Genomic DNA, 12,976 nt, shown 5'->3' on the forward strand with positions numbered 1-12,976 from the left:
CCGCATCGTCCGTGCGGGCGAGCGGCGTATCCAACAGAAAGACAGGAGACAGGCATGCAGACGAACTGCAGGGCAGGGTGGATGGTGTGCGCGCGGAATCGCGCCGCACGGGTCCGGCGCGATGCGCTGGTCCGGGTGCTGGCAATCGCGGCCGTGTGGCTGTGCGCGGCGCTGGCCGGCTGGCCGGGCGCGGCGAGCGCGGCAAGTTCCGCGAGCACCGGCGGCCTCACGAATCTTCCGGCGGTGATGCCCGCGATGTCGTGCCCGTCGGTCGCGGCGCTCGACCTGAGCGGCGTGACCGACGGCACCGTCACGATCACGTCGGCGGTGCTGCTGCCGGCCGGCACGGTCGTCGGCAACAAGACGCTGCCGGCGCCCGTATGCGACGTGAAGGGCACGATCGGTCCGGGCGCGTCATTGTTCGAACTGCAGCTGCCGACGCAGGGCTGGACGCAGCGCTATCTGCAGACGGGCTGCGGCGGCTTGTGCGGCAACCTGTCGGTCAATGCGCCGATGGCGTCGACCTGCGTGCCGGTGACGAACGGGACGATCGCGATGGCCGCGACCGACATGGGCCACGAGGGCGGCAACGACGGTTCGTGGGCGCTCGACCCGAAGGCGAAGCTCGATTTCGCGTATCGCGCCGAACATGCGACGGCTCAGGTGGCGAAGGCGATCATCGGCAAGTTCTACGCTCGGCCCGCGCGCTACGCGTACTTCGACGGCTGTTCCGACGGCGGCCGCGAGGCGCTGATGGAGGCGCAGCGCTTCCCCGACGACTTCGACGGGATCGCCGCCGGCGCGCCCGCGAACGACCTGATCGTGCAGAACACGTTCCACCATGCATGGCCGAACGCGGTCAACACGGACCCGAAGACGGGCAACGCGATCCTGCTCGCCGGCAAGCTGCCGATGCTGCACGCGGCCGTGCTGACGGCCTGCGACGGGCTGGACGGCGTGGTCGACGGCGTGATCGACAACCCGCGCGCGTGCCGTTTCGATCCCGCGACGATCGTCTGCGCGCAGGGGCAATCCACCGCGACCTGCCTGACGTCGCAGGAAGCCGACGTCGTGCGCCGGATCCACGATGGCGCGACGGCCGCCGACGGTACGCGTCTGGAACCGCTCGTGTCGCGCGAATGGGGCTCGGAGCTGAACTGGAGCCTGTTCGTCCCGGCGACCGCCACCGCACAGAGCGGCACGATCAGCTTCGTGCTGCCGTTCCTGCGCTATCTCGACGACTACAACGCGTCGTATCCGTCCGCGACGATCGGCGACCTGAAGTTCACGCTCGACGGGTTCGCGAAGACGGTGCCGGTGTCGAACTACCTGGCCGCGACCGATCCGGACCTGAGCCGCTTCGCCGGCCGCGGCGGCAAGCTGCTGCTGTGGCACGGTCTGGAAGACCAGCACATCTCGCCGCGCTCGAGCATCGAATACTACGAAGCGATGAAGCACGACATGGGTGATGCGAAGGTCGACCGTTTCGCGCGCTTCTACCTGTTCCCGGGCGTCGCGCACTGCGGCGGCGGGCAGGGGCCGAACGTGTTCGACATCCTCACGCCGCTGATGGCCTGGACCGAAACGGGCGCGACGCCCGGCCGGATCGTCGCGTCGATCGTCGATGCGAACGGCAACACGACGCGCACGCGCCCGGTGTTCCCGTATCCGGCCACCGCGCACTACACGGGCAGCGGCAGCACCGACGATGCGGCGAACTTCGTCGCCGATATGCCGGCGGCCGATCCGTACGTCGACCTGCACTGGGCCGGCGAATGGCTGTATTCGCCGGGTTACGAGGCGCAGTGCCAGGTCCAGGGTTCGCAACTCGTCTGCAAGGGCGGCAACGGCTGGCATGCCTATCGTCCCTGATCCGATGACGGCGGGTCGCCACCACAACGACGCATTACTCAATGAACCAGGCAAGGAAGGAGACTGATCGATGAAGAAACGGGCATTACGCGTGGCGCTGACGTCTGGCGTCGCGATGGCGGCGGTCGCGCCGGCATTCGCGCAGAGCAGCGTCACGCTGTACGGGATCGTCGACAACGGGATCGGCTACCAGAGCAACGCGACGACGCTCGGCTCGACGAGCGGCGGCAAGTCGGTCGTCAGGATGAACCAGGGCGTGTGGGCCGGCAGCCGTTTCGGCCTGAAGGGCGCGGAAGATCTCGGCGGCGGCACGAAGGCGATCTTCACGCTCGAATCGGGCTTCAACTCGGGCACGGGGGCGACGCAGTACACCGATGCGATGTTCGGGCGGCAGGCGTGGGTCGGGCTGACGAATGCGGCTTACGGCACGCTGACCGCGGGGCGGCAATACGCGTCGTACTACCAGACGATGTCACCCTTCAGCCCGACGACCTGGATCACCGGCTACTACGGTGCGCACCCGGGCGACGTCGATGGGCTCGACACGATCTACCGCGCGAACAACACGCTCGAGTACACGTCGCCGAAATGGTACGGTGTGACGCTGAGCGGTTCGTATTCGCTCGGCGGCGTGGCCGGCAGCACGAACGCCGGGTCGACGTGGGCGACCGGCATCCAGTACGCGGCCGGCCCGCTCGGCGTTGGCGTGGCGTTCGAGCGAATCAACAACTCGAATACGGCCGGCGGAACCTGGGGCGCGAACTCGACGACGTCGAACGGCGGCGCGCAGGTCGGCGTGTCGGCGCTCACGAACGGCTACCAGACCGCGAAGGCGCAGCAGCGCTTCGCGGTCGGGCTCAGCTACCGGTTCAGCGACGCGTGGGATGCGTCCGCGACGTATACCAACACCGAATACATCCCGGGCGCGGCGTCGAAGTTCGTCAACACCGCGATCTTCAACACGGCCGGCGCGGTGCTGCACTGGAAGCCGTCGGCGGTCTGGGATTTCGGCGCGGGCTATGCATACACGCGCGCGACCGAGGCGAACGGCATCACCGACAGCGCGCAGTATCACCAGTTCAACCTGTCGCAGTACTACGCGTTGTCGAAGCGCACCGGGCTGTATTTGCTCGAGGCGTATCAGCACGCGAAGGGCAAGACGCTCGGCACGAGCGGCGCGGGCAGCATCGTCGATGCGACCGCGACGCTGGGCGACGGGTTCAATTCCGCTCCGTCGTCGACCGGCAACCAGTTCGCGTTCGGCGCGGGGATCATTCACCGGTTCTGATGGCATTCGTCGAAGCACCACGAGCCGAGCTTGCTGCGTCGCCGGTTCGTGTCGTGGAGATCGCACGACTGAAACCGCGCGTCCTCGAGATCGGCGGAGGCGAAGCTCGTCTGGCGCGCGCGGCAGCGAATCCAGGCCGTTTGCGCGAGCGTCGCGCCGACGAACGACGCTTCCGCGAGCGCGCCGCGCTCGAACCGCACGCCGCGCAAATCGAGCCGCGACAGGTCCGCGCCTTCCAGGTCGAAGTCTTTCTTTCTGGCAGGACGACCGCGTCGCCTGTCGCGCGGTCCGGCGACAAGGAAGGCGTTCGTGTTTCAGGGTTCGTTCAGGGAGAGCGTCATGCGTGCACCGTTGCCGATGACGATCGCATGGCTGGCGGCTTGCGGTATTCGCACGGGATCCGCGTGGGCCGCCGGCGGCAACGGCACCACGCCGCGCCGTGCCGTGCCGTGCCCGCGAACGGATCGGATTGGGTGTTGAGCGCGCCAAAGGAGCGGGGCATGTGCGTCCGGACGAGCACTCAGACCTGCTGGAAACGGTCGGAGGTCAGTTTCTCCAACGCGTCCTGCTTGCGAAATTGGCTTGGAGATTGACCGGTGGATCGCTTGAATACTTTAGAAAAACCGAACGCATCCTGATAACCCACGGCCTGCGCAACTTGCTCCAACGACTGTTGGGTGTCGGAGAGCAACTGCATGGCCTTTTGCATGCGTAGTGTCCGCAAATGGCTTAGCGGGGTGTCGCCCAGTGCATTGCGGAAGCGTTCGGCCAGAGCCGAGCGCGATAGTCCGGTTTGTCGGGCGAGTTCTTCCAGCGTCCAGCCATGGCTGAGGTTGCCGTGCATGAAGGTCAATGCCTCGCGGATAGACCGGTCGGCAATGGCGTGGTGCCAGCCTGGTGCTCCCGAGGGGTGCTCTCGCTCGGCGATCTCGCGCAGAGCGAAGACGAACAGTGCATCCAGCAGGCCATGCGTGGCTGAGGTCGCGCCTAGCGCCCGATCGCCGAGTTCGCGATCAAGCAAACCGATGGTCAGCGGCAGTGCTGAAAGCTGCTGCAGTGTGTTGCCGCGGATGACGAACCATGGCGACAGGCTTCGCAGGAATGGATGCAGTGGCTCGTGCCAAAGTTGATAGGCGGCAGAGATGACCAAGGTGCTACCGTGCACCGGCACGGCGCGGCGCTCAGCCCCTGGGAAGTCCGCGACGGGTATCGCGCTGGTGCACGCGGGCGGCTGACGGTCGAGAGAGAGCAGGTGAACGCTGCCGCGAGCCATTAACACCATATCCCCCGCCAGTAGTGCCAGGGGCTCATCGAGATTGGGCGCGTGCACGAAGGCTTGGCCACGCGTCACGGTATGCAGGCCAAAGCTACGCTCGCATGGAAATCGCAGTGCGTCACCGGGCGACAGGGCGTGCATGTCAAGCAGGCGGCACTGCAGTCCAGCGACATGAAGAATGTCTGAAAGTATGTCCATTTAGAAATTCCGAAGACTCCTAGACATGAAGTCTGGACTTTCATGCATTCTGGTTCTTTTTTCAAGAGGGCACACTCGGGGCTATTCAACACCCTCCAAGGAGTTCTCGATGACCACAACCCTCGTAATCGGCGCCAGCGGTCAAATTGGTTCCGCTCTGTCGTCTCGACTCACGGCTCAAGGTCAGAACGTGCGCCGTGCTACCGGCCGAGCCTTGCGGCCAGGCGAAGTCCTGGTCAATTTGGCGACCGGCGCGGGATTGACGCAGGCGCTCGCTGGTGCCGACCAACTGTTCCTGATGCCACCTCCCGGTTTCGCCAACCATGACGAGTTGTTGATTCCTGCCATCGACGCAGCGAAGTCAGCCGGCGTATGCAAGGTGCTCCTTCTTTCTGCGCTCGGTGTCGACGTCGACGACAACATCCCCCTGCGTCGGGCGGAATTGCATCTGGAGCGGTCGGGTATGGTCTGGAACGCAATCCGGCCGAATTGGTTCATGCAGAACTTCCATACCTTCTGGCTGCATGGAATCCAGACCGAAGGCCAGATCGTCGTGCCCGCGGGAACGGCGAAGGGAAGCTTTGTCGACACGCGCGATGTCGCGGCGGTGGCCGCTCGGTTGTTGAGTGGCGACGACTTCTTGAATACAGCGCACGACCTGACCGGTGCCGAGGCCTTGGACCATGCACAGGTGGCCGCGATTCTCTCGAAGGTGACGGGGCGCACGATCGTCCATACCGATATCGCCGAAGACGAGATGCGTCATGGGCTGCTGAATGCGGGCCTGTCGGCGGACTACACGGAATTGCTGCTGGCCCTCCTGCAGGAGTTCAAAGCTGGTCATGCCGAGCACGTCACTGATGAAGTGCGGCGTATCACCGGAAAGGCGCCGATTCGTTTCGAGCAGTATGCGCGGGAGTTCAAGGCGCACTGGGCCTGAAGCGTGTTCCTTTAAGCGATTGGTTCGATTGAACGTTCTGGTTGAACTGCATGAATGATGGGGCTTCGGCCGTTGTTCAGGCGAGTTCATACGGAAGACGTATGATTCCGCTGACAAATATCGCAGCGCGCTCAGTCGTTTGGCGGCGGTGTCCAGTCCGACCTGGGCGCCGAACTTCTACTCTCTGCCGAAGCCGTTGAAGGTGTTCGACGAACCCGTTCGACGAACCCGTTCGATGAACCCGGCTGCCCGTAGCCAACCCGTTTCAGAGGAAGCATCGATGACCCAGCCGACCCATGATCTCGATCTCGTCGTATTCGGTGCCACCAGCTTCGTCGGGCAAATCCTGACGCGCTACCTGTCCGAGCACCTGTCGGGCAGCGGAGAAGCGCTGCGCTGGGCGATCGCCGGCCGCTCCGAGGCGAAGCTCCGCAAGGTCAGGGACGGGCTGGGTGCCGCGGGGCAGGCGCTGCCGGTCATCGTGGCCGATGCGGCCGACGAAGCGCAATTGCGGACGTTGTGCGCGCGGACGCGCGTCGTCGTGTCGACCGTCGGTCCGTACGCGCTTTATGGCGAGCCGCTGGTCCGGATCTGCGCGCAATCCGGCACGGATTATTGCGACCTCACCGGCGAGACGCAGTGGATCAAGCGGATGATCGAACGGTACGAGCCGGCGGCCCGGCAATCGGGCGCGCGCATCGTGCATTGCTGCGGTTTCGATTCGGTGCCGTCGGACATCGGCGTGCTGTTCCTGCAGCAGCACGCGCGGCGGCAGTGGGGCGTGCCGGCCACGCAGGTGAAGATGCGCGTGAAGACGCTGAAGGGCGGTGCGTCGGGCGGAACGGTCGCGAGCGTGATCAACGTCGTGCGCGAAGCCGCGGCCGATCCCGCAGTGCGCCGTGAACTGCTCGATCCGTATGCGTTATGCCCGAAGGATCACCGCTTCACGGTACGGCAACATGCGGTTCGCTCGGCGGAATTCGATCGCGACGGCGGCACGTGGATCGCGCCGTTCGTGATGGCGGCCGTCAACGAGCGCGTCGTGCATCGCTCCAATGCCCTCGCGGACAACGCGTATGGCGACCGGTTCACCTATGACGAGGCGGTCATCATGGGTACGGGCATGAAGGGCCGCATTGCGGCGCTGACGATGGTGGCCGGCCTCGGCGCGTTCATGGTCGGCGTCCTCGTCAAGCCGGTACGTAGCCTGATGGAGCGCTTCCTGCTGCCGAAGCCCGGTGAGGGGCCGAGTGCCGCGGCGCAACTGGCCGGCCGCTACGATCTGCGCTTCTTCGGGCGCGCCGACGACGGGCGGACCCTGCGCGTGAAAGTCACCGGCGATCGCGATCCCGGTTACGGCTCGACCGGCAAGATGCTGGGCCAGGCCGCGCTCAGCCTCGCGCTGGATTGTGCCCGCGACGGCACGAAGACCGGGCGCGGCGGCGGTTTCTGGACGCCCGCGACGATGTTCGACGAGCGCTTCGTCGAGCGCCTCGTGCGGCATGCCGGGTTGGCTTTCGAACTGCTGGATGCCTGAGCCGGGCGCGCGACGTGCGCATCGCGACTGTCCACGATTCGTGCCGCACGCATCCATGCTTGCGCGGATCATCCGCGGCCGGCTTTCCGGCATCCTGTCGTCAATGCGTCGCGTGCGGGACTGCCGCGGCACGGCGTTTCACGCGTCGTCGTCCGCACCCGCGGGGCTGTGCCGGGCGGCGAAGCCGCGCGGGGCATCGCATTTACCGCGGACAGCCGGCATGTGATCGTGCAGTTCAACGTCGAGCGGCAGCTCGCGCTGTATGCGGTGGAGGGCGGCAAGCTGCGCGATACGGGCGAGCGCATCGCGCTGTCGGGCGGGCCGTCGTCGTTGCGGACATTGCCGCGGTAAAGTGCGGCGCGCGGCGAGGCGTGCCTGCCACGCGCCCGCCGTTGTTACGGACGCAGCAGGTCGAATCCGCCGAACACGACCACGCCGCTGAGCGCAATCATCGCGACCGAATGCTGGCCGAAATAGAGAATCGCGGCCGCGAGCCACGTGGTCAGGCAGAAGGCGCCGATGCGGGCCATCGTGAATTCCTCGAAATGCGTGGTGAAGGGGGGCGCCGAAGGCGTCGCGTCGTCGTGTCGCTGCGCGCGCGACGCGCGCACGGCGACGGCGCCGGACGGCATCGCGCGTTGCGCCCGACCGGGCGGGCGCCGGTGCGGGGAAGCCCGCAAGACTTGCCGAACGCAGCCGGGTGCTGCGGAGGCAGGCCGACCGGCGATTTTACCAGCGTGAACGGCGGGTCATTCTGGCCCCTTCGCGACAATCGACATCCCGCCCACGGCCTTGCGCGCGGCAACCGCCTGGCGGCAGCATCGGCGCTGTGCGCAAGGCGGGACTCAAGTTTGATCCGACGAATACCGTAAACCGGTTGCAAGGCATTCCCTGTTCAAACGACCCGAGTCGCACTCGTTACGGACCGACACGATGCAGATCGATCTTTCTTCCGCCGCGCAGACCTCGCCGGCCACCGGCAACGCCACCGCCAACCCGTCAGGCAACGGTGCCGTGTCGACGGCTAAGGCCGCCGCGTCGTCGCCGACGGGCGGCGCCGCGCCGTCCGACGGCACGGGGCAGACGCCGGGCGCGTCGGGATCCTCCGCCGACGATCCCGCGGTCACGCAGCTGAAACAGCTCATCGAGCGCCTGCAGAAACAGCTCGCGCAACTGCAGCAGCAAATGGCGGCCGCCGCGCAGCGCGCGAAGGACGATCCGGCTGCCGCGGTCGAACAGCAGACGCTGAGCGCGGAAGCGAGCACGATCTCGGCCGCGCTGTCGACGGCGATCGCGCAGCTCGCGCAGGCCATCCAGAAGTCGGGCGGCTCGACGTCCGGCGGCCTGGTGTCGACGCAGGCCTGACGCCCCGGCGCCGCACCGCGGCGTGCCACCCCGCGCATTACAATCGCAAGCTCGTCTCCCTCGAAAGGACGGCAGAACGATGAATGCGGAATTCGCCGACGACGACCTCGTCCGCTTCGACGCGCAAGGCGGTACGCCACTGCCCGCGGCCGATGCCGAAGGATGGCTGGACCACGACGGCGCGCGCATCCGGCACGCGTCGTTCGGCCACGGCCCGCCGGTCGTGCTGCTGCACGGCGGCCTCGGCCACGGCGGCAACTGGGGTAACCAGGTGCCGGCGCTCGTCGCGGCCGGCTACCGCGCGATCGTGATCGACAGCCGCGGCCACGGCCGCAGCACGCGCGACGATCGCCCCTATTCCTACGAACGCATGGCCTCCGACGTGCTCGCGGTACTCGATGCGCTGCGCATCGAGCGCGCGCGCTTCGTCGGCTGGAGCGACGGCGCGTGCGTGTCGCTCGTGCTGGCCGCCCGCGCGCCGCAACGGGCGGCGTGCGTGTTCTTCTTCGCGTGCAACATGGATCCGGGCGGCACGAAGGAGATGGCGCCGAGCCCGCTGATCGACCGCTGCTTCGCGCGGCACCGCAAGGACTACGCGCGGCTGTCCGCGACGCCCGGCCAGTTCGATGCGTTCGTTGCGGCCGTCAGCGAAATGATGCGCACGCAACCGGATTACAGCGCGGCCGACCTCGCGGCGATCGCGGTGCCGGTGGCGATCGTGCAGGGCGAGCACGACGAGTTCATTCGCCCCGAGCATGCGGCGTATCTCGCGCGCACGATTCCGGGCGCGACGCTGACGATCCTGCCCGGCGTGAGCCATTTCGCGCCGCTGCAGCGGCCGGCGCGCTTCAACGCCGCGATGCTGGCGTTTCTCGAGCGGTTGCCGGACTGACGTCCGCATGGCCGGTTCACGCGTCGCATAAGATTTTCTTTAGGCTCGCGCAACATATCATCGATTGTTGACGGGCGGCCGGCAGCGGATAGTCGTGCTTCGACAGGCCGGCCGCCGCGGCCACCGCGCGGCGCGGCCGGACCAGTTGTTCACACAACCATCAGAAAATCGAAGGAACCGCAACCATGCGATTCAACGCGATACGCATCGCCGCGACCCTGTTCGTCGCCGCGTGCGCCGCCGCCACGGCCGGCCGCGCGGCCGCCGCCGCAGCCGACGAGATTCACGACACCGTGACCCGCAACGTCGCGCCGCTGATGAAGCAGTTCGCCATTCCCGGCATGGCGATCGGCATCGTCGCCGATGGCAAGCCTTACGTGTTCGACTACGGTGTGGTGTCGACGCAAACCGGCAAGCCGGTGACCGGCGACACGCTGTTCGAGATCGGCTCCGTCAGCAAGACGCTGACCGCGACGCTCGCCGCCGACGCGCAGGAGGGCGGCGAGCTGTCGCTGTCGGACCCTGCGGCCAAGTACCTGCCCGCGCTGCGGGGCAAGCCGTTCGGCGGCGTGACGCTGCTCGAGCTCGGCACGCACACGCCGGGCGGGATGCCGCTGCAGGTGCCCGACAGCATCCGCGACGACGCGGAGCTGATGCGCTATCTCGACGCATGGCGGCCGGCGTACGCGCCGGGCACGCGCCGCACGTACTCGAACGTCGCGACCGGGATGTTCGGGCAGCTCACCGCGAAGGCGATGAACCGCGACTTCGCGGCGCTGATGGAACAGCGGCTGTTTCCCGCGCTCGGGATGACGCACACCTACATCAACGTGCCCGCCGCGCGGCAGGCCGACTATGCGCAGGGCTATACGCAGGACGGCAAGCCGATCCGGATGACGGGCGGCATGCTGTGGCAGCCGGCATACGGCGTCAGGACGACGGCGGCGGACCTGTTGCGCTTCGTGCAGGCGAACATGGGGCTCGTCGAAACGGCGCCGCGGCTGCAGCGCGCGCTCGAACGCACGCATACCGGCTATTTCCGCGCGGGCCCGCTCACGCAGGACCTGATGTGGGAGCAGTATCCGTATCCCGTCGCGCTGCCGACGCTGCTCGCAGGGAATGCGCCGCCGATGCTTCACGACGCGACGCCCGCGACCGCACTCGAGCCGCCGCTCGCGCCGCGCCCGGACACGTGGATCAACAAGACCGGCTCGACCAACGGCTTCAGCACCTATGTCGCGTTCGTCCCCGCGAAGCGGATCGCGATCGTGATGCTCGCGAACCGCAGCTTTCCGATCGAGGATCGCGTGAAGACCGCGTACCGGATCGTCGAGTCGCTGGACGGCAAGCAGTAGTGTGGTCGCGCGCGTCGTGCCCGCCCGAACGGAAATGTCTGTGACGGGCGGGCAATGCCGGTGAGGGGGCCGCGTGTCACCGGCCGACGGGGGAGAACCGCTCCAGCCATCGTCGGGATGGCATCACGGGCGCCGGCGGACGCGGCAACGCGCGTCCGCTGCGCCGTTGCTCAGGCGAGCGCGGCGTCCGCTGCGTTGGAAGAAGACACGGTGCGCGCGTCGACCGAAGACGCGCCGCCGACCAGACGCCGATAGCGCGCGAGCGCCCACAGCGGAAAGTACGCGGTATAGCCGTGATACTTCAGGTAGAAGATGCGCGGAAAGCCCGGCGCATTGTGCGACCGGTGCCACCAGAAGCCGTCGTCCTGCTGCACCGATTGCAGAAATGCGATGCCGCGCATGACCGATTCCGATTCGCCGTCGCCGAACGCCATTTGCGCGAGGAGTGCCCACGCGGTGCAGTTCGACGTGCTTTCACCCGCATTGGTGCCGGCGAGCGCCGGGTCGATGTAGCTGTCGTTCGTCTCGCCCCAGCCGCCATCCGCGTGCTGACGGGCGCGCAGCCACGCGAGCGCGCGGGCGATGTACGGCTGCGACGGATCCTCGTCCGCGAGCGCGAGCCCGGCCAGCACGCTCCACGTACCGTACAGGTAGTTCGTGCCCCAGCGGCCCCACCAGCTGCCGTCGGGTTGCTGCGTGCGCTTCACGTAGTCGATCGCGCGCGCGAGCGACGCGTGGTCGTCCGCGCGCTGCGTGACGCCGAAGCACAGCAGCACGCGGCCCGACACGTCCTCGGTCGGCGGATCCAGCAGCGCGCCGTGATCGGCGAACGGGATCGCGTTCAGGTACAGGCGGTCGCAGTCGGCGTCGAAGGCCGCGAAGCCGCCGTTGCGCGACTGCAGCCCGCGCATCCAGTCGAGCGCGCGCGCGACGCGCGCCGCATACGGATGCGAGCCGTCCGCGTTGCGATGCGTGCGGCCGCGGCGGTCGAGCATCGCGGTGACGACCGCGGTGTCGTCGATGTCGGGGTAGTACAGGTTCGCGTACTGGAACGCCCAGCCGCCCGGTTGCGTGTCGGCGGGGGCGTTCTCGATCCAGTCGCCGTGCAGGTCGTTCACCTGGCGCTCGGCGAGCCAGTCGTATGCGCGGGCGATGCGTGCGTCGAGTTCATCCGGTGCGCCGGCAGGCTCGGCGGTCTCCGGCACGGCTGCGCCGCGCGCCTGCTCGAGCGCCATCGTGCTCCATGCGGTGTCCCATACCGGCGACAGACACGGCTGACAGTACACGCTGCCGTCGGGCCGCGTGACGAGCAGCTTCTCCAGCGCGTTCTCGCAGTCGCGGCGCAGCGGATGATCGTCCGGGTAGCCGAGCACGTCCATCATCTGGTAGCTGTACACGATCGGCGGAAAGATCCCGCCGAGGCCGTCTTCGCCGTTCATGCGCTCCGCGCACCACGCCTCGGCGTGCCGGATCGCGCGTTGCCGCAGGCGTTTCGGCAGCAGCGGCTCGACATGGCGCACCACGCGGTCGAGCGCGAGGAACGCGCGGCGCATCCCGCGCGCGGGCGGGAAGTACTGGCGTTCCTGGTCGGGCGGCGTGACGAACAGCTCGGGGATCGTGACGTTGCGCGGGTTGCGCGCACGGGCCTTCAGCGAGCACAGCACGAGCAGCGGCACCATCGTCGTGCGCGCCCAGTACGCGACCTTGTACATCGAGATCGGCACCCACTTCGGGAACAGCACGAATTCGATCGGCATGAATGGCGCCGCGCGCCACGGCACCTGGCCGAACGTCGCGAGCAGGATGCGCGTGAACACGTTCGAGCGCGCCGCGCCGCCGAGCTTCAGGATCGCGTCGCGCGCGCGGACCATGTGCGGCGCATGCTCGCTGTCGCCGGCGGCCTTCAGCGCGAAGTATGCCTTCACGCTGCACGACACGTCCGGGTCGCCGTCGACGTACAGGTCCCACCCGCCATGCGTGTCGAGCCGCTGGATCGCACGCAGGTAGCGCGCCATCCGCTCCTGGCGCGCGTCGTCGATCCTGTCCATGAAATGCATCATCAGGATGTATTCCGCGGTGATCGTCGCGTCGGATTCGAGTTCGAAACACCAGCTGCCGTCAGGCTGCTGAAGACGCATCAGCGCGTCGCGTCCACGGGCGATCGCGGTGTCGAGCGCGGACCAGGAGGAAGGGGCGGGTTTGTTCATGCGGCGGATCATACCATCCAGCCGGAATGTTTATCTCGAGACCGCG

The 12,976-nt window shown here is 67.4% G+C and carries 11 protein-coding genes and 1 pseudogene; 8 read left to right on the top strand and 4 right to left on the bottom strand.

Annotated features, from left to right (window positions below; all coding sequences use genetic code 11):
* The first annotated feature begins 54 nt into the window (after positions 1–54).
* The gene (locus DIE22_RS25930) at positions 55–1,872 is read left to right on the top strand and encodes a tannase/feruloyl esterase family alpha/beta hydrolase (protein ID WP_124606403.1); all 1,818 of its coding nucleotides are present in this window, start codon (positions 55–57) and stop codon (positions 1,870–1,872) included.
* Between the two features lie 70 nt (positions 1,873–1,942).
* The gene (locus tag DIE22_RS25935) at positions 1,943–3,160 is read left to right on the top strand and encodes a porin (protein WP_124606404.1); all 1,218 of its coding nucleotides are present in this window, start codon (positions 1,943–1,945) and stop codon (positions 3,158–3,160) included.
* Here the strand turns inward: DIE22_RS25935 and DIE22_RS25940 are convergent.
* Together DIE22_RS25940 and DIE22_RS25945 are read right to left on the bottom strand one after the other, a co-directional pair.
* Positions 3,148–3,360 (bottom strand): pentapeptide repeat-containing protein, encoded by a 213-nt coding sequence (locus DIE22_RS25940; RefSeq protein ID WP_409364618.1) that lies wholly within the window; start codon positions 3,358–3,360, stop codon positions 3,148–3,150. The two genes, DIE22_RS25935 and DIE22_RS25940, sit on opposite strands and share 13 nt — an antisense overlap.
* Positions 3,361–3,680: 320 nt before the next feature.
* Positions 3,681–4,634 (bottom strand): AraC family transcriptional regulator, encoded by a 954-nt coding sequence (locus DIE22_RS25945; protein ID WP_124606405.1) that lies wholly within the window; start codon positions 4,632–4,634, stop codon positions 3,681–3,683.
* A gap of 109 nt (positions 4,635–4,743) precedes the next feature.
* On the opposite strand from DIE22_RS25945, the gene DIE22_RS25950 reads away from it, so the two are divergent.
* The 3 genes and pseudogenes from DIE22_RS25950 to DIE22_RS25960 all read left to right on the top strand — a co-directional run.
* On the top strand, positions 4,744–5,574 hold the full coding sequence (locus DIE22_RS25950) for an SDR family oxidoreductase (protein WP_185640688.1): 831 nt from the start codon (positions 4,744–4,746) through the stop codon (positions 5,572–5,574).
* Between the two features lie 280 nt (positions 5,575–5,854).
* Complete coding sequence (locus tag DIE22_RS25955; protein WP_124606406.1) at positions 5,855–7,111, top strand: trans-acting enoyl reductase family protein; 1,257 nt, start codon at positions 5,855–5,857, stop codon at positions 7,109–7,111.
* A gap of 171 nt (positions 7,112–7,282) precedes the next feature.
* Positions 7,283–7,462: pseudogene (locus tag DIE22_RS25960) on the top strand (YncE family protein); the annotation flags it as partial.
* Positions 7,463–7,506: 44 nt separating this feature from the next.
* Here DIE22_RS25960 and DIE22_RS38315 read toward each other — a convergent pair.
* The gene (locus DIE22_RS38315) at positions 7,507–7,743 is read right to left on the bottom strand and encodes a hypothetical protein (protein ID WP_185640694.1); all 237 of its coding nucleotides are present in this window, start codon (positions 7,741–7,743) and stop codon (positions 7,507–7,509) included.
* A 301-nt stretch (positions 7,744–8,044) separates the two neighbouring features.
* Here DIE22_RS38315 and DIE22_RS25970 point away from each other — a divergent pair, with 301 nt between their 5' ends.
* The 3 genes from DIE22_RS25970 (at position 8,045) to ampC (ending at position 10,723) form a co-directional block, all read left to right on the top strand.
* The gene (locus tag DIE22_RS25970; RefSeq protein WP_124606407.1) at positions 8,045–8,476 is read left to right on the top strand and encodes a hypothetical protein; all 432 of its coding nucleotides are present in this window, start codon (positions 8,045–8,047) and stop codon (positions 8,474–8,476) included.
* 79 nt (positions 8,477–8,555) lie between these two features.
* Positions 8,556–9,368, top strand: coding sequence for an alpha/beta fold hydrolase (locus DIE22_RS25975; protein WP_124606408.1), 813 nt, complete (start codon positions 8,556–8,558; stop codon positions 9,366–9,368).
* A gap of 185 nt (positions 9,369–9,553) precedes the next feature.
* Positions 9,554–10,723: a class C beta-lactamase gene (gene ampC, locus DIE22_RS25980; protein WP_124606409.1), complete on the top strand. Its 1,170-nt coding sequence runs from the start codon at positions 9,554–9,556 to the stop codon at positions 10,721–10,723.
* Positions 10,724–10,893: 170 nt separating this feature from the next.
* Here the strand turns inward: ampC and shc are convergent, their stop codons facing one another.
* Entirely contained in the window at positions 10,894–12,942 is a 2,049-nt protein-coding gene (gene shc, locus DIE22_RS25985; RefSeq protein ID WP_124606410.1) for a squalene--hopene cyclase, read from the bottom strand.
* Between the last annotated feature and the right edge of the window lie 34 nt (positions 12,943–12,976).

The sequence above is a fragment of the Burkholderia sp. Bp9142 genome, from assembly GCF_003853415.1.
In the GTDB taxonomy this organism is placed as follows: Bacteria; Pseudomonadota; Gammaproteobacteria; order Burkholderiales; family Burkholderiaceae; genus Burkholderia.